This is a genomic window from Streptomyces sp. NPDC031064 (assembly GCF_055570965.1).
In genome coordinates, this window is the sequence record NZ_JBVIGF010000002.1 from 934,426 (window position 1) to 956,323 (window position 21,898).

Consider the following 21,898-nt stretch of genomic DNA (forward strand, 5'->3'; position numbering starts at 1 on the left):
GCGAGCATCGTCGTCAGGTCCTGGCGGTGGTCTGAGGGACACGGATTTCGGCTGCCAGGATCTGGGCCGACTGGCGGGCGAGTGCCGCGATCACACGGCCCGGCAGCCAGCCGGGGGACAGCAGGGACGCCGAGGAATCCAGGACCGTCGCCGAGGGCGCCGAAGAGGCCGGTGGGAGGGCGAGCAGCAGCTCGGACGCCGTCGGGCGGGCGGCCGCGTCCCGGGACAGGCAGTGGGATATCAAGGGGCGAAGTGAGTCGGGGAGTTCGGAGCGGTCCGGGACCGTGTGGCCCGTGGCGGCGTACGCGAGCACGGCGCCGAGCCCGTAAACGTCGCCCGCGGGGCGCGGGCGCCCGCCGGCCGCCGCCTCGGGGGCAAGACTGCCCGGCTCCAGCCCGGGACGGCCGCTGCGCTGCTCGCCGTCCGGCGCGGCTGCGCGCACGGAGCCGTAGCAGGTGAGCCGCGGACCGTCCCACGCGAGCAGCACCGCGGCGGGGGAGAGGCCCGCGTGGGTGATGCCCGCCGCGTGCGCGGCCGCGAGCGTGTCGGCGAGGGCCGTGCCCAGCGCCCGTACGGTGTGCTCGGGCAACGGCCCGCCATGCACGGTGAGGGCCACGGGGAGGGGCAGCACGGGGAGGTAGGGCGTGGCGTACCAGGGCTCGGCCGGGGTGGGCGACACCTCGGTCACGGGCAGCACCCACGGCCCGGCGCACGCGCGTGCCGCCTGGGCCTCGACGAGGAAGCGGCCACGATCAATGCCGCCGAGCGGCGCGCTGACCAGGACCGTACGTTCACCGTCCCCGCTGCGCGCGACGAACCGGCGCTCGGGCACGGGCGGAAAGCCGGGGCCGGCCGGGTCGAGCCGGGTGATGAGGTGGTACGGGCCGATGTGGCGCGGGCCGTTGCCGGAGGGGCGTACCGTGCGCCCGCGTTCCATCTGCGAATCCCCCTTAGCAAGCAGCGACCAGTGGAGCCTATCGGGAGGTCATAGGGCGGCATGGAGTGGGTGGACAAGGTGGGCACGCAGGGGAGGCGCCGCCCTGTCTCCTGCCCTGTGCAACCACACGGGGAGCGATGCCTGCACTCGGGTGGCTCGTCTGCTCAGTGCCGCAGCAGACACTCAGCAACGGCGTTGCTCCTCAGGAACGATGGCATTCGTCGCCCTTCTGCACTGAACCCGTATAGGCGACGATCAATTTTCTCATCGCTTCCTTGTCGTTGTGGTCGGCCCCGTGGGCCTCCACGACGGCAAACATGTCGCCCGTGAACTTCGGGTTCCTGCATCCGTCGACCCTGCCGACGGCACCGGTGCCTGAGTACAGGTACGCGCCGCTTGATTCATACGTGGCCAGGTCCACTCGCTCGTGGTCGAGTGCCACTTCCGAGAGTCTCTCGTTCTTCTCTCGCCACTCCATGCTCGCCGTCACTGCCGGTTCGCCGTCGACGGTGATCTCGCAGCGTTTGGTCGCTTCGACGGAGCCTTCCTCCTTGGCTGATACAGCCGAGCCTGGTGGCAGGAACGGAGAAAGCAGGTCAGCAGGTACGGGAACGCCGCACAGCGAGGACGGAACTGTGTATTCCCTCGCTTCTCCACCCGGCTCCTGTGAGCATCCGGTCAGCATGCCGGTCGCCACGAAGGCTGCGAAGGCAACCGGTGCGGCTTTCAAGAAGCGCGAACCGTGCATTGGTGATGTATCTTTCACCGAGGTCTCCCGGTCAGATGTCGGTTTGAAGCTCCGGAGCCACCCGGTCGGAGAAGTTGCCGCCAAAGTCGTAGCCGTCACGGACTCCTGCCCGGGCATATTCCGCAATGTCACCCCGGTTGGGGAGATTGTGAACCTGCGCGGCTGCGTCGGCAGCCCCACCGGTGTGCTTGATGTTTGTCTGGAGTCCGTTCTCCCAGTCCTTGCCCATCTGGCCGCCGGCGGCGTCCTTCGCGTTGCCTTGGGCGTCCTGGAATACCTCCTCGAGGATCAAGCTGCTCACGGTTGTCGCAGCGCCTCCCACTGCAGCACCGACAACGGGGCTGGCCATGAAAGCAACGCCGACACCGATACCGGTTCCGAGCCCACCCGAAATTCCATTCTTCCACTGAGCCACGGACTGCTCGTATTTCTTGTCGGCTTCCGCTGCGTCCCCTGCAGTTGCCTCTTGGCGCCCGACGTTAAGAGTTGCGGCGACTTCCCCGGAAGCGTGGGCAATCTCCCGCACCACAAGCTGCTGATCATTGGAGAAACGCTGGGAATCAGGGAGGTTTGGATTCAGGTGATAGTCCATCAAGTTGGCCATGTAGGCTTTCTGGCCAACTTCGACGGCTGCGTATCCTTCCGGATCCTGCCCCACCGTGAGCAGGAATCGCGTAACGGCTCGGTGGTCCATGACGGCTTCGCTACCAGCAACGGGGAACAGCTTCTCGATCCTGTTGCGGGCCGCCTTCTCGGAAGGGGTGGCGTCTGGGCTGGGATTGGTCTCTGTCGTTGCCCTGTTGATGTCCGGCAGATACTCGGAAGCGATCTGCCCAATGCTGTCGGACATGTAGCCGTGGTCTGTCAGCCGCTTGTTGTTGTCCGAAATGGATTGCACCAGGCTCTCCATGAGTGTGGCCTGCTGGCTGTTGTGCGGAGGTGTGTCCACCGTCGGCAGTTCTCCCGCCGGGTGACCGGTGGTAGCCGCCTCGAGCGCCATCGCAAGATTGTTGCGGCCCTCGATGCTGTCCTCGCCCTTGTTGGTCACCTCCTGGGGCCAGTCGCGCTCCTCGAAGAGATATTGGAAGTTACTCAGGCCCACCTTGCCGTTCTTGCCGTTGCCGTCCGTGTCCCGCTCGAAGTCGTGGTCCTCGTCCTTGGTGACGAAGTCCGCGTTGAAGAATTCCGTGGCGGCGTCCGGGCTGTTGGCGAGGGCCTTCATGAAGCCCGTCATCGGGTCCGAGCCCGAGTCGCTGCCCGTTCGGTTCAGGAGTGTGTCCATGCCCATGTGCTGCCAAGCCATCGGCACGTGGCGGCCGTTGTCGGACAGCCTTTTCTCGGTTTCGATCAGTTTGCTGCCGTAGTCGGTCAAGAAGCGGTCGTCGTAGTTCCCCCAGCGCATCAGGTTGCTCATGACCTGGAAGCCCATGGCGGTGCTGCTCTTGGAGACCGGCTGGTCGCCGAGGGTGACCATTTCCGACTTCCACCGGGACATCTCGGGCGTGTCCGCCTGGGAGGCCGTAGCGAGAGTGAGACTCAGGTGCTTCTGGAGGTCGTCGTACTGATCCAGACGCTCGGGGCCCAGCTTGTACGCGGCATGACGCTCGTTGATCCCATCCCAGAAGTTGAGGGTGCCCTGGGCCTCCAGGGTCGTGGCGAAGCGCTCGGCGAAAATCTCATCGCCTGAGTATTTCTCGAGCCCCGACTTCAGAGCGTCGAAGTCCTGCGGCGTCAGGTCCTCCGGCTTCTTCTTGGCCAGAGCTGCGAGCCGCTCCGCCTCCTTCACCGCGTTGGCCGCCTCGTCGCGGTTCTTGTACGACGCGTCCGAGAAGCCGTGGTCCGTGAGGTCCACCAGTGCCTTGAGGGAGGTCGACGCCGTGCTGTCGATCTCGGTCGCCTTGCTGAGGATGGCTTGCAACTCGTCACGCAGGGCGTCGACGTCCTTCTGCCCGTTGGGAGCCTTCTTCTCCGGGTTCTCCCGGACCGTGAAGCCGCCGCCGTTGGCGGACACCGTGAGGTTGATTCCCCGCCCGCGCTCGATGGCCTCCTTGAGCAGCCGCTGCTGCGTCTTCAGCTCATCCCGGGTGTCCCGCATGATGTTGCGGATGGACGTCGCCTGGGTCACCGCGTCACCGAACTCACCAGCGGTCTTACCGATGAACTCACGCGACACGGTGGCGTTGTAGCCGGCCCAGTTGGCCCTCTTGGCCTGCCCGTGCAGGCCCTCTTCGGCGTCCTTTTTCAGTTCTTTCAGCTTGGTCAGCATGCTCGTCCAGTCGCTGACCGTGTCGTCGAGCAGTTTGAAGTTGGCCGAGTGCAGGGCTTCGAAATCCATGGGGGTCAGTCCTTTTCCTTCTCAGTCTTCGGCCCGTAGATTTCGTTCTTCTTGCCCTGCATGGCCCAGTCGTCGTCGAAGCCCGCGTCCAGCGTGTGGATGCTGCTCACATGCCGCTCGATGAAGATCTCGTCACCGGCATGCGCGTTCTTCGTGAAGTCCATGTGATTCGAGATCAGCGCACACGCGTCCATCACCGAACCGAGCTGCTTGTCCCATCGCGTCGACACGTGCTGCAGCGCCTTGCCGAGCGCGAACCCCTGCGAGTCGAGATCGGTGCCCGCGGAGTCCGTCGTGGTGACGCGGGCCTCCTTCCACAGCCGGTTGTACAGCTTGAAGGCATGGTCACCGATCGCCGCCAGGTCCTTCTGGTGCACCTGGAGGTCGCCCTGCGGGTTGCCGGCGTTGGGTCTGTCCTCCGGCGGCAGCCCGTTCAGATGCATACGGGCCGATCCCTTCTCGGCCGCCGATGCCTTCAACTGCTCCCACTCGTCCCAAGCCATCAGCAGAGCTCCTCCCCCGCACGCCGGTGGACGCTTCAATTCCGCCTCAACCTATGTGATGCACCGCGACTACTCGCAAGGGCTGTCCACCACCTCCGTCGCCACGCTGTACCGCAGGTTGTCGATCGCGTGCTCCATCTTGGACTGCCCCGGCAGCGGGGTCGCCGTCACCGTCAGGCAGATGCCGTCGACCCCGTAGCGCTCGACGAACGAGCCCTTCGTGTCCGATTCGGTGCCGGAGCCCGGCCCGGAACCGCCTGCCCCGCTGGTCTCCGGGTCCCAGGCGGCCGGGCCCTCGTCCTCCACCAGCGACACCACCGGGTCCTCACGCTCCGGGCCCTTGAGCCTCGGATTGATGAACTCGTCCCACGCGCCCTCACCGCCGCCGGGCCACTTGTGGCGCCCTTCGCCCTCCTCCGTCTCCAGGTTCAGCGCCGCGTTCTCCACCCGGTCCAGAACCTCAGCGTGATCCGGGCCCGTCTCGAAGACACCCGCGAGCCGCAGGATGCCGACCGTCTGCCACCCCAGGAACACGGCGCAGCCGACCAGTGCCACACGCCGCCACATGAACGAGGCGGCAGACGGCTCATGCGCCTCCGGGTTGTCGAAGTGCCGTGCCCGGAAGCGCCACCAGAGCTTGCGCGGGTCGACGAACAGGGCGAACGCGAGGAACGCCACCGCGAACGCGCCCGTGAAGACGGCGGCGCCGATCACGCGGAGCTCTCCGGAGGCATGAGACCCGTCTGCACCAGCGGATTCCCGCGCTGGCGGGAGACGAAGACGCCCCGCCCCGCCGGCATCGGGCGCATCCGGACGCCGCCGAGGACGTCGCCCTCCTGAGGGTCACCGGAAAGGAGTACGCCCTGGGCACCGAGTTCCATCATGCGCTGCATGAAGGACTCGTACGCGGCCCGGCTCGCGCCCGCCGCGCTGCGGGCGATGATGAAGCGTACGCCGACGTCGCGGGCGAACGGCAGGTGTTCCGTGAGCTTGGCCAGCGGGTTGCCGGACGAGGTCGACACCAGGTCGTAGTCGTCGACCACGACGTACACCTGGGGGCCGCGCCACCAGCTACGGTCCCGGAGCTGCTGGGCCGTGACATCGGCGGACGGGGTGCGGCGCTGCATCAGATCGGCCAGGGCGTCCACGTGGTGGTCCATGTTGTTGGACATCGGGACGTACTCCGCGAGGTGCGACGCCGGGGTGACGTCGAGCAGCCCGCGCCGGTTGTCGATCACGAAGAACTTGGCGGAGTCCCCGTCGTACCGCTCGCACACCTGCTTGATCAGAAGCCGCAGCAGGTTCGTCTTGCCGGATTCGCTCTCGCCGAAGACAAGGAAGAAGGGGTCGCGGTCGAAGTTGACGAAGACCGGCTCCAGGCTGTTCTCGTCGATGGCGAAGGCGACACCGCGCTTCGGCTCCACGTACCCCGCCGGCAGGTTCTGCGCCGGGAGCTCGCGCGGCAGCAGCCGGACCGCGGGTGCTCCCGGTGCCGTCCAGTGGCGGCCGACCTCCTGGGCCATCGCGGCGGTGGCCTCCGACAGGTCGCTGTCCGAGTGGATGCCGTCGATCCGCGGCACCGCCGCCATGAAGTGCAGCTTCTCCGGCGTCAGACCACGGCCCGGCACACTCGCCGGGACGTTCGCGGCCAGCTTGCGGTCCACCTCGGAGTCCATGGTGTCACCGAGCCGCAGCTCCAGCCGGTTCATCAGGTGGTCCTTGAGGTTGGAGCGGACCTCCATCGAACGTGAGGCGGTGAGGATGACGTGGATGCCGTACCCGAGCCCGCGCGCCGCGATGTCGAGGACGGCGGGCTCCAGGCCCTCGTACTCCGTACGGAAGTTGCCCCAGCCGTCGATGACCAGGAAAACGTCACCCCACGGCTGGTCCGACACCGAGATCTCGCCCCGCGCGCGCAGCTTGCGGTACGTGGCGATGGAGTCGATGCCCGCACCGCGGAAGAACTCCTCCCGCCGCGCCAGAATGCCGTACACCTCGGCGACCGTACGGCGGACCCGCTCCGGGTCCAGCCGCGAAGCGACCCCGCCGACATGGGGCAGGCCGGCGACCGACGACATGCCGCCACCACCGAAGTCCAGTCCGTAGAACTGCACCTCCTGCGGTGTGTGCGTCAACGCGAACGCGGAGATGATCGTGCGCAGCAGGGTCGACTTGCCGGACTGCGGGCCACCGATGATCTGCATGTGGCCCGCCGCCCCGGAGAAGTCCCGGTACAACGTGTCGCGCCGCTGCTCGAACGGCTTGTCCACCACGCCCAGGGGTACGACGAGCCGGCCGGCGCCCTCGAACCCCGGCTGCGTCAGCCCACGGCCCTGCACACCGGCGAGGCCGGGCAGCAGCTCGTCGAGGGACGGCGGGTTGTCCAGCGGCGGCAGCCACACCTGGTGCGCCTCCGCGCCGCGCCCTTCGAGCCGTCGCACGATCACGTCGAGCACCGAGTCGGCCAGTGCGTCGTCCTCGGCGGCGCGCGCCTCCGGGACCCGCGCCTGAGCGGCCGGCTCGGCGTAGCGCACCGGCACGGGCGCGGCGGTGAACGGCACCGGCCGCCGGTCCACCGGAAGGGGCCCTCCCGGAAGCGCGGCGTGCTGGTTCGAGCGGTAGACACCGGAGACGTACGCCGCCTTGAAGCGGACCATCTCGTCCGTACCGAACTTCAGGTAGCCGGAGCCGGGCACATTGGGGAGCTGGTACGCGTCGGGCACACCGATCGCCGCGCGGGACTCGGCCGCGGAGAAGGTGCGCAGACCGATCCGGTACGACAGGTACGTCTCCAGACCGCGCAGGCGGCCCTCCTCCAGGCGCTGGGAGGCCAGCAGCAGGTGCACGCCGAGCGACCGGCCGATACGGCCGATCTGCACGAACATCTCGATGAAGTCCGGCATGGCGGTGAGGAGTTCGCTGAACTCGTCGATGACGAGCACGAGCGAGGGGATCGGCTGGAGCGGGGCGCCCGCGGCGCGCGCCTTCTCGTAGTCGTGGATGTTGGCGTAGTTGCCCGCGTCGCGAAGCATCTCCTGACGCCGGTTCAGCTCACCTCGGATGGAGTCGCCCATGCGGTCGACCAGCGTCAGGTCGTCCGCGAGGTTGGTGATCACCGCTGCGACGTGCGGCATCTGGGACATGCCCGCGAAGGTGGCGCCACCCTTGAAGTCGGCGAGGACGAAGTTGAGGGTCTCCGAAGAGTGGGTGACCGCGAGGCCCAGCACCAGTGTGCGCAGCAGCTCGGACTTGCCGGAACCGGTGGCGCCCACGCACAGGCCGTGCGGGCCCATGCCCTCCTGTGCCGCCTCCTTGAGGTCCAGCATGACGGGGGTGCCGTCCTCCCCGACACCGATGGGGACGCGGAGCCGTTCCGACTGGGAGCGGGGCCGCCACGTGCGGCTGACGTCGACGGAGGCCGCGTCGCCCAGGTTGAGCAGGTCGGTGAAGTCCAGGTTCGCGAGCAGCGGCTGGTCGTCGTCCGCGCCCGACCCGGCCCGCAGCGGCGCGAGTTGGCGGGCGAGCGCCTCGGCGGCCTCCAGGCTCAGCCGGTCCGGTACTCCGTCGTAGACCAGGCCGTGGCTCGACTCGAGACGCAGGCTGTCGCGGTGCACGGTCACGGACAGGCCGCCGCGTGCCCCGTGCGTGTCCCCGGGCACGAGTTCGATGATCGTCACGCCTTGCAGCCCCTCGGCGGCGGCGAACGGCGACATCGGGGGAACGGACTGGCCGTCGAGTACGACCACGATGTGCGGCTGGTCCAGGAGCGGTTGCCCGCCGAAGCGGGGCCGCCCTTCGAGGCGTGCGGCGAGCATGTCCTGGAGGTCCCGCGCGTCGGTGGTGATCAGGCGCCGGCTGCCCGCGCCGTCACCGGGGCCCGGTGCCTGGACGTGCGGAAGCCACTTGGCCCACTCCCAGTGCGGAGCCCCGGCGGAATCCGCGGCCACCGCGATGACCAGGTCCTCCGGGGAGTGCAGCGCGGCCAGCGAACCGACCATCGCCCGGGTCGCGGAACGGGCGGCGTCCGCCTCACCGCTCACGGTCAGGTGGTAGAACGCCCGCAGGGACACGGCCATGGGCAGGCCTTCGAGCGTGCCGTGAGCCGAGAGGAACTGCTGCATCGCCCCGGCGGTGAGCGGCTCCAGCTCGTCGACGGGAGCGGTTTCGGGGGCTACCAGCGGTGTGGCGAGCTGCTGGCTGCCCAGGCCGACGCGTACCTGGCCGAAGTCGTCGTCACCGATGCGCCGTTCCCAGACGCGGCTTCCCTCCGCGACCAGCGCCCACAACTGCTCGGGGGACGGGTGGAGATAGAACTGCGCATCGCGCTGGAGGCGTGCGGTTCGCAGCACCGCGCGCCGGGTCTGGGTCAAGTACTTGAGGTAGTCGCGCCGCAAGTCGGCGAGTTGTCCCTGCGTCCCCCGCCGGTAGCGCACCATCATCGCGATGGCCATCGCCACGGTGGACGCGATCATCACCATGCCCATGATGCGCATGACGGGGTTCGGGGTCATGAAGAAGAAGACGACCGAACCGCCCATGCCGAGCGTCGGCAGCAACTGCATCAGAACGCCCTCCTGCTGCCCCCTGGGCAGCTCGGGCGGCGGTTGCAGGTGCACCGGATCGGCCGGCACTTCGGAGGGCAGGGCCCGTGGTGGGCGCTTGACGACGATCTGACTCACTGCTCACCAATTCCCTTGCCGGACGGAAATGTTCCTATCGGCGCCCCCGTGGCGACGGGCCCCATCCGCAGTGGGGGATCCTACTGGCGTAGGGGGTGACGGGTGGGCGGTAGGGTGGCGCGACGTGTTGGCTCGCGCCCGAACCCGTGCATGAGCCAACGCAAATAACGGGTCTCGCACCAACGCACTACGCAGGCGCTCGACTTACGGTCTCCCGACTTACGGTCTCCCGACCTACGGTCTCTCGACTTACGGGTCTCTCGACTTCGCCAGGCCGACGATCCACGAAAACCACGAGGGGAAGCAGCAGGTGAGTATGACGGCCTCAGCCGCGGCCACCGGAACTGGTCACCCGGCTCCCGCGACTCCGTCCGGCGGCGGAACGGGCTTCTGCCGCGTCACTGTCGTCGCACCGGACGGCCGCATCGACGTCGCACTGCCCGAAGACATCCCCATCGCCGACCTGTACCCGGAGATCCTCCGGCTGTCCGGGCAGAGCCCCGCCCCCGGCGCCCCGGTCGGCTACCACCTGGTACGCCGTGACGGCACCGTGCTCGACGGCGCACGCTCCCTCACCGCCCAGCGCATCCTCGACGGCGAGCTGCTGTCCCTGCGGCCCTTCGCCGAGTCGCTGCCCCCCGCGGTCTTCGACGACGTCTCCGACGCCGTCGCCTCCGCCGTCGCCCGCGACCGCACCCTGTGGACCGACGACCTGATGCGCGCCGCCGGCCTCTTCGGCGGTTCGGTCCTGTTGGTCCTGCTCGCCTTCGTCCTGTGGACGGCCGCCCCGAGGCACGACATGCACGGCCTGCCGGGCATCCTGGCCGCCGTCAGCGGTGTGCTGCTGCTCGCGCTCGCGGGAGTGCGCGCCCGGGTGTACGACGACCGTGGATCCTCCGTGGCACTGGGCATCGGCGCGATGGTGAACGCCGCCGTCGCCGGTGCCGGGCTCCTGGCGCCCGCCGCCGGGCAGGGCAACGGCAAGCTCCAGTTCCTGCTCGCCTGCGCCGCCGTGCTCGTCGTCTCCGTCATCCTGACGCTCGTCGCCCCCAGCGGGGACGGCCCCTTCGTCGCGTTCGTCTTCGCCTCCGGCATCGGCGTCCTGGTGACCTTCGTCGCCATCCTCACCACCATGACCCCGGCCGAGACCGCCGCCGTGTGCGCGCCGCTCGCCGTGGGAGCGCTGGCCTTCCTCCCCGGCCTGTCCACCCGTTTCGCCCGGCTCCCCATCGGCTTCGAGCCGCCCCGCACCACGGTCGGCGGCTACGGGGGCGACCCGGAGCCCCAGGGGCCCGTCGACGCCGAGCGCATCGCCGCCCAGGTCCGCCGCGGCCACGAGCTGCTGGTCGGCCTCGTCGGCGGCTGCGCCCTGGTCGCCGTGGGCTCCGCCGCGGTGCTCGGGTTCTCCGACGGCGTCTGGGCCCAGCTCCTGGCACTCGCCACCGGCGTCGCCATGCTGATGCGCGCCCACCTCTTCCGCTACACCGCACAGGTCGGCTGCGCCCTCGCCGCGGGCCTCGGCGCCCTCGTCCTGCTGGGCCTCGGCCTCTGCCTCAATCCGCCCACGGACCTGTGGCGCGATGCCACGGCGCTCGACATCCGTACGGTGTGGCTGGCCGCCGCGGTCGCCGGCGTCGCCGCACTGATCATCGCCATCGGCCTGATCGTGCCGCGCAAGGGCGTCACCCCCTTCTGGGGGCGTTTCCTGGAGATCGCGGAGACGTTCGTACTCCTGACGCTCATCCCTCTGTGCCTCGCCGTCTTCGGCGTCTACCACTCGATCCGTGCGATGACCTCCTGAACGCGCCCCACCGCGGTGTGAGCCTGGCCCCACCGGGCTGGTACGCTGTGTGACGGCCGTTTGTGTACGCGCTCCCGGAGCATCTGGAAGCAGCGCTCATCGGACCTTCGCCTCCGAGTCACGGAAGCTCCCCTGAGACCAAGACCAGGGGCACTCGCGGGCGCATCGAACACCAAGAGGAGTACCGAGTGTCTCTCGACGCCGCTACGAAGAAGCAGATCATGGCCGAGTTCGGCACCAAGGAGGGCGACACCGGCTCCCCCGAGGTCCAGGTCGCGCTGCTCTCCCGCCGCATCTCGGACCTGACCGAGCACCTCAAGACCCACAAGCACGACCACCACTCCCGTCGTGGTCTGCTGATCCTGGTCGGCCAGCGCCGCCGTCTGCTGCAGTACCTGGCCAAGAAGGACATCCAGCGCTTCCGTGCGCTGGTCGACCGCCTCGGCATCCGCCGTGGTGCGGCCGGCGGTGCCAAGTAAGACGCCGTGAAGGGAGCGGTTTCCCACGCTGATGGGGAGCCGCTCCCTTTGCTGTACGTGCGGAGTGTCACCACCCCTTTGTAGGCTGGTCGCACAACGCCATAACGAAAAGTCCATAAGAACGCACAGGAGAGGCGCCCTCGCCGCCGCCGGTCCTCGGTAGTGGCCCCCGGGAGACACACCCCGGGTGCTTCGATCGAAGACCGGCCCGCACACAAGGCGCGCTTCTCCGCCCCCGTCCCTCCGCCACACGGGCGGCCGGGACCAAAGACGACAAGTAATGGAGAAACCGCTAGTGGAGAACGAGACCCACTACGCCGAGGCCGTCATCGACAACGGCTCCTTCGGCACCCGCACCATCCGCTTCGAGACGGGCCGCCTGGCCAAGCAGGCCGCCGGCTCCGCCGTGGCGTACCTGGACGACGACACCATGGTGCTGTCGGCCACCACCGCTTCCAAGAAGCCCAAGGACCAGCTCGACTTCTTCCCCCTGACGGTGGACGTCGAGGAGCGGATGTACGCGGCCGGCAAGATCCCCGGCTCCTTCTTCCGCCGGGAGGGCCGCCCCTCCGAGGACGCCGTCCTCACCTGCCGCCTGATCGACCGGCCGCTGCGCCCCTCCTTCAAGAAGGGCCTGCGCAACGAGATCCAGATCGTCGAGACGATCATGGCGCTCAACCCCGACCACCTGTACGACGTGGTCGCCATCAACGCCGCCTCCTGCTCCACACAGCTCGCCGGCCTGCCCTTCTCCGGCCCGATCGGCGGCACCCGTGTCGCCCTGATCAACGGCCAGTGGGTCGCGTTCCCGACGCACACCGAGCTCGAGGACGCCGTCTTCGACATGGTCGTCGCCGGTCGCGTCCTGGAGGACGGCGACGTCGCGATCATGATGGTCGAGGCCGAGGCCACCGAGAAGACCATCCAGCTCGTCAAGGGCGGCGCCGAGGCCCCCACCGAGGAGGTCGTCGCCGCCGGTCTCGAGGCCGCGAAGCCCTTCATCAAGGTCCTCTGCAAGGCCCAGTCGGACCTCGCGGCCAAGGCCGCCAAGCCGGTCGGCGAGTTCCCGGTGTTCCTCGACTACCAGGACGACGTCCTGGAGGCGCTGACCGCCGCGGTCAAGACCGAGCTGGCCCAGGCGCTCACCATCGCCGGCAAGCAGGAGCGCGAGAACGAGCTGGACCGCGTCAAGGAGATCGCCGCCGAGAAGCTGCTCCCGCAGTTCGAGGGCCGCGAGAAGGAGATCTCCGCCGCGTACCGCGCGCTGACCAAGAAGCTGGTCCGCGAGCGCGTCATCAAGGACAAGGTCCGCATCGACGGCCGTGGCCTGACGGACATCCGTACGCTCGCCGCCGAGGTCGAGGCCATCCCGCGCGTGCACGGCTCCGCCCTGTTCGAGCGTGGCGAGACCCAGATCCTGGGCGTCACCACCCTGAACATGCTCCGCATGGAGCAGCAGCTCGACACCCTCTCCCCGGTGACGCGCAAGCGCTACATGCACAACTACAACTTCCCGCCGTACTCCGTCGGTGAGACCGGCCGCGTGGGCTCGCCCAAGCGCCGCGAGATCGGCCACGGCGCGCTCGCCGAGCGCGCCATCGTGCCGGTGCTGCCGACGCGCGAGGAGTTCCCCTACGCGATCCGCCAGGTGTCCGAGGCCCTCGGCTCCAACGGCTCGACGTCCATGGGCTCCGTCTGCGCCTCCACCATGTCGCTGCTGAACGCCGGTGTGCCGCTGAAGGCCCCCGTCGCCGGTATCGCCATGGGCCTGATCTCCGAGGAGGTCGACGGCAAGACGCACTACGTCGCGCTCACCGACATCCTCGGTGCGGAGGACGCCTTCGGCGACATGGACTTCAAGGTCGCCGGTACGAAGGAGTTCGTCACCGCCCTCCAGCTCGACACCAAGCTGGACGGCATCCCGGCCTCCGTCCTGGCCGCGGCCCTCAAGCAGGCCCGTGACGCCCGCCTCCACATCCTCGACGTGATGATGGAAGCGATCGACACGCCGGACGAGATGTCCCCGAACGCCCCGCGGATCATCACCGTCAAGATCCCCGTGGACAAGATCGGCGAGGTCATCGGCCCCAAGGGCAAGATGATCAACCAGATCCAGGAGGACACCGGCGCCGAGATCACGATCGAGGACGACGGCACCATCTACATCGGTGCCGCCGACGGCCCGGCCGCCGAGGCCGCCCGCGCCACGATCAACGGCATCGCCAACCCGACCATGCCGGAGGTCGGCGAGCGCTACCTGGGTACGGTCGTCAAGACCACCACCTTCGGTGCGTTCGTGTCCCTGCTCCCGGGCAAGGACGGCCTGCTGCACATCTCGCAGATCCGCAAGCTCGCCGGTGGTAAGCGCGTGGAGAACGTCGAGGACGTGCTCGCGGTCGGCTCCAAGGTCCAGGTCGAGATCGCCGAGATCGACCAGCGCGGCAAGCTCTCCCTGATCCCCGTGATCGCGGACGAGGACGCTGCCGCTGAGGGCGACAAGGACGACACCGACCAGTGACGTCCCGTAGTTCGAAGGCGACGGCCCGCACCTCCTCGGAGGCGCGGGCCGTCGCCCGTACCCAAACGCTTCTCAAGGGCAAGGACGGCATCGGCACCGTCCGCCGCACCACCCTGCCCGGCGGCCTCCGGGTCGTCACCGAGACGCTGCCCTCCGTACGCTCCGCCACCTTCGGCATCTGGGCGCACGTCGGCTCCCGCGACGAGACGCCCGCCCTCAACGGCGCCACGCACTACCTGGAGCACCTCCTCTTCAAGGGCACGCACACGCGCAGCGCCCTGGACATCTCCTCCGCCATCGACGCGGTCGGCGGCGAGATGAACGCCTTCACGGCGAAGGAGTACACCTGCTACTACGCGCGCGTGCTGGACACCGACCTGCCGCTCGCCATCGACGTCGTGTGCGACATGCTCACCGGCTCGCTGATCCTCCAGGAGGACGTCGACGCCGAGCGCGGCGTGATCCTCGAAGAGATCGCGATGACCGAGGACGACCCGGGCGACGTCGTCCACGACCTGTTCGCGAAGACGATGTTCGGCGACACCCCGCTGGGCCGCCCCGTCCTCGGCAGCGTCGAGACCGTCGAGGCCCTGTCCGCGGACCGGATCCGCCGCTTCTACAAGAAGCACTACGACCCCACCCACCTGGTCGTCGCCGCCGCGGGCAACGTCGACCACGCCACGGTCGTACGCCAGGTCCGCCGCGCCTTCGAGAAGGCCGGCGCGCTCACCCGTACGGACGCCGTCCCGGTCGCTCCGCGTGACGGCCGGCGCACCATCCGCACGGCCGGCCGCGTCGAGGTGCTCAGCCGCCGCACCGAGCAGGCCCACGTGGTCCTCGGCGTGCCGGGCTTCGCCCGCACCGACGACCGCCGCTGGGCCCTGGGCGTGCTGAACACCGCCCTCGGCGGCGGCATGTCCTCGCGCCTCTTCCAGGAGGTCCGCGAGAAGCGCGGCCTGGCCTACAGCGTCTACTCGTACACGTCCGGCTTCGCCGACTGCGGCCTGTTCGGCGTGTACGCGGGCTGCCGCCCCAGCCAGGTCCACGACGTGCTGAAGATCTGCCGGGACGAGCTCGACCGGGTCGCGCACGAAGGCCTGACCGACGACGAGGTCGAGCGGGCGATCGGGCAGCTCAAGGGCTCCACGGTCCTCGGACTGGAGGACACCGGCGCGCTGATGAACCGCATCGGCAAGAGTGAGCTGTGCTGGGGCGACCAGATGTCCGTGGACGACATGCTCGCCCACATGGCGGCCGTCACCCCCGACGACGTCCGGGACGTGGCCGCCGAGCTGCTGGGACAGCGCCCGTCGCTGTCGGTCATCGGCCCCCTGAAGGACAAGCAGGCCGACCGCCTCCACGAAGCGGTCGCGTAACGCCACATCCGTGTCGGAACCGAAGGAAGAAGCACGAGCATGAGCAGCCAACTGCGGGTCGCGGTCATCGGCGCCAAGGGACGCATCGGCTCCGAAGCCGTACGCGCCATCGAGGCCGCCGACGACATGGAACTGGTCGCGGCCCTCGGCCGGGGCGACAAGCTGGAGACGCTCGCCGAAAAGGGCGCCCAGGTCGCGGTGGAGCTCACCACACCCGCCTCCGTCATGGGCAACCTCGACTTCTGCGTACGCCACGGCATCCACGCCGTCGTCGGCACCACCGGCTGGACCGAGGAGCGCCTCACCCAGTTGAGCGGCTGGCTGGAGGCCTCTCCGGACACCGGTGTCCTGATCGCGCCGAACTTCTCCATCGGCGCGGTCCTCACCATGAAGTTCGCGCAGATCGCGGCGCCGTACTTCGAGTCCGTCGAGGTCGTCGAGCTCCACCACCCCAACAAGGTGGACGCCCCCTCCGGCACCGCCACCCGCACCGCCCAGCTCATCGCCGCCGCCCGCGCCGAGGCCGGCTGCGCCCCGCAGCCCGACGCCACGACGACGGCCCTGGACGGCGCGCGCGGTGCGAACGTGGACGGCGTCCCGGTCCACGCCGTACGCCTGCGGGGCCTGCTGGCCCACCAGGAGGTGCTGCTCGGCGGGGAGGGCGAGACCCTGACCGTCCGCCACGACTCGCTGCACCACAGCAGCTTCATGCCGGGCATCCTGCTCGGCGCGCGCCGCGTGGTGACGACGCCCGGCCTCACCTTCGGCCTGGAACACTTCCTGGACCTGGGCTGATCACGTCATGCGAGCGAAGCTCACGTATTTCGTCACGGCAGCCGTCCTGGTCGTCTACTTCGTCCTGGTCGGCAGCCGTGGCGTGATGCTGATCCAGCAGGGCACCGCGCTCACCGTCACCTTCGGCTGCGCGGTGCTCGTCCTGCCGGTCATCGGCGTCTGGTTCCTGTGGAAGAACACCCTGTTCGTCACCAAGGCCAACCGCCTGGCCGCCGAACTGGAGGCCGAAGGCGGCCTGCCTGCCGACGAGTTGAAGCGCACGCCCGGCGGCCGCATCGACCGCGACTCGGCCGACGCCGTCTTCGCCAAGCGGCGCGAGGAGACCGAGGACTCGCCGGACGACTGGCGCTGCTGGTTCCGGCTCGCGGTCGCCTACCACGACGCCCGGGACACCCCGCGCGCCCGCAAGGCCATGCAGCGCGCGATCGCCCTCCACGAGGGCCGGCAGCCGGTCAGCGGCTGACCGCGTACTCCGCGCTCCACGCCTCGACCGTGTCGGCCGCCCGGTCGAACGCCTCGACCCGCGCCAGGAAGTCCGCGTTGTGGTCGGTGAGCAGCGCGAGCTGCTCACCACCCTGGCGTACGGCGACGAGGGCCTGCCCCTGCACGGTCCGCGGCAGCCCCATCCACCGCACGGGCTGCTGCACCGTGCGTACGGCCGACACCCGCTCCCACGGCACGGTCGCGGTCCGGAAGAACGCGACGCGCCGCACACCGTGTCGGCTCACCCACGCCCCCACCCGCAGCATGCGCAGCGCGGCGACGATCACCAGTGCCGCCAGCCCCAGGCACACGGCCGCGCCCGACAGCGCCCCGGCAAAGGCGATGATCATGGTGGCCAGCAGCATGAACGAGGCGAGCAGCAGCGCCACCGCCGCCGCGGCGACCCGCCAGGGCCCCGGGCGGTACGGGCGGCGCCACTGGTCGTGGTCGTCGTCGAACGGCAGAGCGACGTCCTCGTCGGTGTCGAAACCACGGTCGGCCGTCAGAAAGGGCAGGGGCACGGCTGATCCTCACTCATACGCACGCTCGATGGGGCTGTGCCGGGTGAGGCTACCCAGCGGTTCGACGACCGGCCACCCCAGGGTGGCCGTACGGGGCAGTGCCCGCCTCAACGCCCGTTGGATGCCTCGGACTGCTGACCGTGACCGGTGGTGGCGGGCCCCGACTCCATCGCCGGAAGGCCGAAGAGCAGCGACCCGACCAGACCGGCCACGACGGTCAGCCCGATCAGCGTACGACCGGCGACCTCGGAAATACTCGGACGCTGCCGAGCCGGGGGAGTGACGTTACTGCGGAAGCGGTCGGCCTCGGCGACGAACGCGAACGGGACTGCCTCACGCCGGCGGAACATGTGAGAACCCTCCTTGAAATCTCGTGATGGACGCTGCTACTGGGACAGACGCGTGAAGCAGCGGATTGGTGCCCCTCTCGGTGCCCGAATTCAAGGGATTCATGTGCTGTCAGTGCCGGGCCGTAGAGTGGGCGCCGCCCGAGCGACGCAATTGGAAGGACCCCGCCGGTGACCGACACCCCCGCCGAAGAGCTCAAGCCCAGCTTCCGCAGCGATGTGACCGTCGAGCTGGTCAAGCACAGCGCGGCCGACTCCGACGTCCTGTTCGCCGCCCGTGTCTCCACGGTGGGCGAGCAGTCCCTGGAGGAGCTCCAGAAGGACCCGGAGCGCTCGAAGGGCCTGATCAACTTCCTGATGCGGGACCGGCACGGCAGCCCCTTCGAGCACAACTCGATGACGTTCTTCATCAGCGCCCCGATCTTCGTCTTCCGCGAGTTCATGCGGCACCGCGTGGGCTGGTCGTACAACGAGGAGTCCGGCCGCTACCGGGAGCTCCAGCCGGTCTTCTACGTCCCGGACGCCTCCCGCAAGCTGGTCCAGGAGGGCCGCCCCGGCAAGTACGTCTTCGTCGAGGGCACCGAGGAGCAGCAGGCGCTCGTGGAGCGGACGATGGAGGCCTCCTACGTCCAGGCGTACGAGGCGTACCAGGAGATGCTCGCCGCCGGTGTGGCCCGCGAGGTCGCCCGCTCGGTCCTTCCGGTGGGCCTGTTCTCCTCGATGTACGCCACGTGCAACGCGCGCTCGCTGATGCACTTCCTCGGTCTGCGCACGCAGCACGAGCTGGCCAAGGTGCCGTCCTTCCCACAGCGTGAGATCGAGATGGTCGGCGAGAAGATGGAGCAGGAGTGGGCGCGGCTGATGCCGCTCACATACGCCGCCTTCAACGCCAACGGCCGGGTCGCTCCGTAGTCGTCCCAGGTCACAGCGCGGTACAGATGTACGGATCATCCGCCCGAAGTGTCCGTATTGCGGCGTTTCGAGAAGTTCATCTAGGCTGATCAAACGGACCCGGCACTGCTTGAACCCCCGAGCAGGCAGTGCCGGGCTCCACCTCCCTCACGTCACCCGAGGGGACCCAGCGGGCAGAGCAGCGAGTAGCGTGTTACCCATGGCTCCGATCTCCACTCCGCAGACCCCCTTCGGGCGGGTCCTCACCGCCATGGTCACGCCCTTCACGGCGGACGGCGCACTCGACCTCGACGGCGCTCAGCGGCTCGCCGCCCACCTGGTCGACGCAGGCAACGACGGCCTGGTCATCAACGGCACCACCGGCGAGTCCCCGACCACCAGCGACGCGGAGAAAGACCAGCTCGTACGGGCGGTCCTGGAGGCCGTGGGCGACCGAGCCCACGTCGTCGCCGGTATCGGAACCAACGACACCCACCACTCGGTCGAGCTCGCCCGCGCCGCCGAGCGCGCCGGCGCACACGGCCTGCTCGCCGTCACGCCGTACTACAACAAGCCCCCGCAAGAGGGCCTCTTCCGGCACTTCACCGCCATCGCGGACGCCACCGGCCTGCCGGTGATGCTGTACGACATCCCCGGCCGCAGCGGCGTCCCGATCGACACCGAGACGATCGTCCGCCTCGCCGCCCACCCGCGCATCGTCGCCAACAAGGACGCCAAGGGCGACCTCGGCCGCGCGAGCTGGGCCATCGCCCGCAGCGGCCTCGCCTGGTACTCCGGCGACGACATGCTCAACCTGCCGCTGCTCTCCGTCGGCGCCTGCGGCTTCGTCTCCGTCGTCGGCCACGTCGTCACCCCGGAGCTCCGCGCCCTCCTCGACGCCCACCTCACCGGCGACGTCCAGAAGGCCACCGAGATCCACCAGCAGCTCCTCCCGGTCTTCACCGGCATGTTCCGCACGCAGGGCGTGATCACCACCAAGGCCGCCCTCGCCCTCCAGGGCCTCCCCGCAGGCCCGCTGCGACTGCCGCTGGTGGAGCTCTCCCCGGAGGAAACCGCTCAGCTCAAGATCGACCTCGCCGCCGGCGGGGTAGAGCTTTAGCCACAGACTTCACAACTGAATACGAAAGCAACATCCGACAACAGCAAGTGCACGAATGTCACACGCGCCACGTGCCTCACTGGTACGTGGCGCGTGTGGTGAGGAGAGTCTTTTGAGTCATCCGCATCCTGAACTGGGCGCGCCCCCGAAGCTGCCCAAGGGCGGCCTGCGCGTCACCCCGCTCGGTGGTCTCGGCGAGATCGGCCGGAACATGACCGTGTTCGAGTACGACGGCCGCCTGCTGATCGTCGACTGCGGCGTGCTCTTCCCCGAGGAGGAGCAGCCCGGCATCGACCTGATCCTTCCGGACTTCACCACCATCCGGGACCGCCTCGACGACGTCGAGGGCATCGTCCTCACGCACGGCCACGAGGACCACATCGGTGGCGTCCCGTACCTGCTCCGGCTGAAGCCCGACATCCCGCTCATCGGCTCCAAGCTGACCCTCGCCCTGATCGAGGCCAAGCTCCAGGAGCACCGCATCCGCCCGTACACCCTCGAGGTCGCCGAAGGGCAGCGCGAGCAGCTCGGCGCCTTCGACTGCGAATTCGTGGCGGTCAACCACTCCATCCCGGACGCCCTGGCCGTCGCCATCCGCACCCCGGCCGGCATGGTCGTCCACACCGGTGACTTCAAGATGGACCAGCTCCCGCTGGACAACCGTCTCACCGACCTGCACGCCTTCGCGCGCCTCAGCGAGGAGGGCATCGACCTCCTCCTCTCGGACTCCACGAACGCCGAGGTGCCGGGCTTCACCGCGCACGAGCGAGACATCTCCAACGTCATGCGCTCGGTCTTCGCGGGAGCCCAGAAGCGCATCATCGTCGCCAGCTTCGCCAGCCACGTGCACCGCATCCAGCAGATCCTGGACGCGGCCCACGAGTACGGCAGGCGGGTTGCCTTCGTCGGGCGTTCCATGGTCCGGAACATGGGTATCGCCCGGGACCTGGGCTACCTCCGCGTTCCGGCCGGCCTGGTCGTCGACGTCAAGACCCTCGACGACCTCCCCGACCACGAGGTCGTGCTCGTCTGTACGGGCTCGCAGGGCGAGCCGATGGCGGCCCTGTCCCGCATGGCCAACCGGGACCACCAGATCCGCATCGTCCAGGGCGACACCGTGATCCTGGCGTCCTCCCTGATCCCGGGCAACGAGAACGCGGTCTACCGCGTGATCAACGGCCTCACCCGCTGGGGCGCCAACGTCGTCCACAAGGGCAACGCCAAGGTCCACGTCTCGGGCCACGCCTCGGCCGGCGAGCTGCTGTACTTCTACAACATCTGCAAGCCGAAGAACCTGATGCCGGTCCACGGCGAATGGCGCCACCTCCGCGCCAACGCCGAGCTCGGCGCCCTGACGGGCGTCCCCAAGGACCGCATCGTCATCGCCGAGGACGGCGTCGTCGTCGACCTGGTCGACGGCAAGGCCAAGATCGTCGGCAAGGTCCAGGCGGGGTACGTGTACGTGGACGGCCTCTCGGTCGGCGACGTCACCGAGGTGCACCTGAAGGACCGCCGCATCCTCGGCGAGGAAGGCATCATCTCGGTCTTCGTGGTCGTCGACTCCACGACCGGCAAGATCACCGGCGGCCCGAACATCCACGCCCGCGGCTCGGGCATCGAGGACGCCGCGTTCGACGCGGTCATCCCGAAGGTGGAGGAGGCCCTGGCCCGCTCGGCCGCCGACGGCGTCGCCGAGCCGCACCAACTCCAGCAGCTCATCCGGCGCACGATCGGCAAGTGGGTCTCGGACACCTACCGCCGCCGCCCGATGATCCTGCCGGTGGTCGTCGAGGTCTGACGCCCCACCAGCTCGCTTGCGGAGCGGGGCGCCTCGATTTGCATCGGGGCGCCCCGCTCCAGTACGTTTACGGCTCCGCCAGATCGGGAACCCGGCACACCTGTGTGCCTCGCAGGGTGCCCAGGACGGGCCGGAAATTCCGACTCAGAATCTCTGATAAAGTCGGATCAGCCGAAAGGCAAAGGCCCTCCAACGGCCACCGGAAACTGAATCCGAACCGGAAACGGAACGGAAAAAGAATCTGGTAAGGTTGGAAACAACGAAGGGAAGCGCCCGGAGGAAAGCCCGAGAGGGTGAGTACGAAGGAAGCGTCCGTTCCTTGAGAACTCAACAGCGTGCCAAAAGTCAACGCCAGATATGTTGATACCCCGTCCATCTTCGGATGGTCGAGGTTCCTTTGAAGAAAGCACAGCGAGGACGCTGTGAACCGAGGGGATTATTCCTCCCCTCCGGTTCCGCTCAACGCGAGTGTCACCGGATAACCGGTAAACATTCACGGAGAGTTTGATCCTGGCTCAGGACGAACGCTGGCGGCGTGCTTAACACATGCAAGTCGAACGATGAACC

17 protein-coding genes and 1 rRNA gene are annotated in these 21,898 nt (G+C 68.7%); 10 read left to right on the forward strand and 8 right to left on the reverse strand.

The window, feature by feature from the left end; all coding sequences use genetic code 11:
* Positions 1 to 13 precede the first annotated feature (13 nt).
* From ACZ46W_RS10885 to eccCa, 6 genes are all read right to left on the reverse strand, one after another.
* Positions 14 to 937 (reverse strand): protein kinase family protein, encoded by a 924-nt coding sequence (locus ACZ46W_RS10885; RefSeq protein ID WP_468334604.1) that lies wholly within the window; start codon positions 935 to 937, stop codon positions 14 to 16.
* A 202-nt stretch (positions 938 to 1,139) separates the two neighbouring features.
* Complete coding sequence (locus ACZ46W_RS10890) at positions 1,140 to 1,703, reverse strand: hypothetical protein (protein WP_468334607.1); 564 nt, start codon at positions 1,701 to 1,703, stop codon at positions 1,140 to 1,142.
* Positions 1,704 to 1,716: 13 nt separating this feature from the next.
* Positions 1,717 to 4,020 carry a hypothetical protein gene (locus ACZ46W_RS10895; protein ID WP_468334610.1) on the reverse strand — a complete coding sequence of 768 codons (2,304 nt, stop codon included), beginning with the start codon at positions 4,018 to 4,020 and terminating at the stop codon, positions 1,717 to 1,719.
* Between the two features lie 5 nt (positions 4,021 to 4,025).
* Entirely contained in the window at positions 4,026 to 4,523 is a 498-nt protein-coding gene (locus ACZ46W_RS10900) for a hypothetical protein (RefSeq protein WP_468334613.1), read from the reverse strand.
* Positions 4,524 to 4,592: 69 nt separating this feature from the next.
* On the reverse strand, positions 4,593 to 5,237 hold the full coding sequence (locus ACZ46W_RS10905; RefSeq protein ID WP_468334616.1) for a hypothetical protein: 645 nt from the start codon (positions 5,235 to 5,237) through the stop codon (positions 4,593 to 4,595).
* Positions 5,234 to 9,202: a type VII secretion protein EccCa gene (eccCa, locus tag ACZ46W_RS10910; protein WP_468334619.1), complete on the reverse strand. Its 3,969-nt coding sequence runs from the start codon at positions 9,200 to 9,202 to the stop codon at positions 5,234 to 5,236. The genes ACZ46W_RS10905 and eccCa overlap by 4 nt, the downstream gene beginning before the upstream one ends.
* 316 nt (positions 9,203 to 9,518) lie before the next feature.
* Between eccCa and eccD the strand changes: the two genes are divergently transcribed.
* The 6 genes from eccD (at position 9,519) to ACZ46W_RS10940 (ending at position 16,634) form a co-directional block, all read left to right on the forward strand.
* A complete protein-coding gene (eccD, locus tag ACZ46W_RS10915) occupies positions 9,519 to 11,003 on the forward strand; it encodes a type VII secretion integral membrane protein EccD (protein ID WP_468334622.1) in 1,485 nt (494 codons plus the stop codon).
* A 188-nt stretch (positions 11,004 to 11,191) separates the two neighbouring features.
* A complete protein-coding gene (gene rpsO, locus ACZ46W_RS10920) occupies positions 11,192 to 11,482 on the forward strand; it encodes a 30S ribosomal protein S15 (protein ID WP_023586232.1) in 291 nt (96 codons plus the stop codon).
* Between the two features lie 295 nt (positions 11,483 to 11,777).
* Entirely contained in the window at positions 11,778 to 14,000 is a 2,223-nt protein-coding gene (locus ACZ46W_RS10925; protein ID WP_468334765.1) for a polyribonucleotide nucleotidyltransferase, read from the forward strand.
* The gene (locus ACZ46W_RS10930; RefSeq protein ID WP_468334627.1) at positions 13,997 to 15,376 is read left to right on the forward strand and encodes a M16 family metallopeptidase; all 1,380 of its coding nucleotides are present in this window, start codon (positions 13,997 to 13,999) and stop codon (positions 15,374 to 15,376) included. Before ACZ46W_RS10925 ends, ACZ46W_RS10930 begins: the two co-directional genes overlap by 4 nt.
* A 39-nt stretch (positions 15,377 to 15,415) precedes the next feature.
* Positions 15,416 to 16,171 carry a 4-hydroxy-tetrahydrodipicolinate reductase gene (gene dapB, locus ACZ46W_RS10935; RefSeq protein ID WP_468334630.1) on the forward strand — a complete coding sequence of 252 codons (756 nt, stop codon included), beginning with the start codon at positions 15,416 to 15,418 and terminating at the stop codon, positions 16,169 to 16,171.
* 7 nt (positions 16,172 to 16,178) lie between these two features.
* Positions 16,179 to 16,634 carry a hypothetical protein gene (locus tag ACZ46W_RS10940; protein WP_468334633.1) on the forward strand — a complete coding sequence of 152 codons (456 nt, stop codon included), beginning with the start codon at positions 16,179 to 16,181 and terminating at the stop codon, positions 16,632 to 16,634.
* On the opposite strand, the gene ACZ46W_RS10945 is transcribed toward ACZ46W_RS10940, so the two are convergent.
* Both ACZ46W_RS10945 and ACZ46W_RS10950 read right to left on the reverse strand, forming a co-directional pair.
* A complete protein-coding gene (locus ACZ46W_RS10945; RefSeq protein ID WP_468334636.1) occupies positions 16,624 to 17,175 on the reverse strand; it encodes a hypothetical protein in 552 nt (183 codons plus the stop codon). The two genes, ACZ46W_RS10940 and ACZ46W_RS10945, sit on opposite strands and share 11 nt — an antisense overlap.
* Positions 17,176 to 17,282: 107 nt before the next feature.
* Complete coding sequence (locus tag ACZ46W_RS10950; RefSeq protein ID WP_468334639.1) at positions 17,283 to 17,525, reverse strand: hypothetical protein; 243 nt, start codon at positions 17,523 to 17,525, stop codon at positions 17,283 to 17,285.
* 168 nt (positions 17,526 to 17,693) lie between these two features.
* Between ACZ46W_RS10950 and thyX the strand changes: the two genes are divergently transcribed.
* The 4 genes from thyX to ACZ46W_RS10970 form a co-directional block, all read left to right on the forward strand.
* A complete protein-coding gene (gene thyX, locus ACZ46W_RS10955) occupies positions 17,694 to 18,434 on the forward strand; it encodes an FAD-dependent thymidylate synthase (protein ID WP_468334642.1) in 741 nt (246 codons plus the stop codon).
* Positions 18,435 to 18,633: 199 nt separating this feature from the next.
* Positions 18,634 to 19,533, forward strand: a complete 900-nt coding sequence (gene dapA / locus ACZ46W_RS10960; protein WP_366131834.1) for a 4-hydroxy-tetrahydrodipicolinate synthase — start codon at positions 18,634 to 18,636, stop codon at positions 19,531 to 19,533.
* Between the two features lie 112 nt (positions 19,534 to 19,645).
* Positions 19,646 to 21,331, forward strand: a complete 1,686-nt coding sequence (locus ACZ46W_RS10965; protein ID WP_468334646.1) for a ribonuclease J — start codon at positions 19,646 to 19,648, stop codon at positions 21,329 to 21,331.
* 492 nt (positions 21,332 to 21,823) lie between these two features.
* Positions 21,824 to 21,898 (forward strand): 16S ribosomal RNA (locus ACZ46W_RS10970); the annotation flags it as partial.

Excerpts from the sequence above, each read along its gene's own strand:
- dapA (WP_366131834.1), top strand. The coding sequence starts at position 18,634 with ATGGCTCCGATCTCCACTCCGCAGACCCCCTTCGGGCGGGTCCTCACC.
- ACZ46W_RS10895 (WP_468334610.1), bottom strand. The coding sequence starts at position 4,020 with ATGGATTTCGAAGCCCTGCACTCGGCCAACTTCAAACTGCTCGACGAC.
- eccD (WP_468334622.1), top strand. The coding sequence starts at position 9,519 with ATGACGGCCTCAGCCGCGGCCACCGGAACTGGTCACCCGGCTCCCGCG.
- ACZ46W_RS10940 (WP_468334633.1), top strand. The coding sequence starts at position 16,179 with ATGCGAGCGAAGCTCACGTATTTCGTCACGGCAGCCGTCCTGGTCGTC.
- ACZ46W_RS10885 (WP_468334604.1), bottom strand. The coding sequence starts at position 937 with ATGGAACGCGGGCGCACGGTACGCCCCTCCGGCAACGGCCCGCGCCAC.
- ACZ46W_RS10950 (WP_468334639.1), bottom strand. The coding sequence starts at position 17,525 with ATGTTCCGCCGGCGTGAGGCAGTCCCGTTCGCGTTCGTCGCCGAGGCC.
- dapB (WP_468334630.1), top strand. The coding sequence starts at position 15,416 with ATGAGCAGCCAACTGCGGGTCGCGGTCATCGGCGCCAAGGGACGCATC.
- ACZ46W_RS10900 (WP_468334613.1), bottom strand. The coding sequence starts at position 4,523 with ATGGCTTGGGACGAGTGGGAGCAGTTGAAGGCATCGGCGGCCGAGAAG.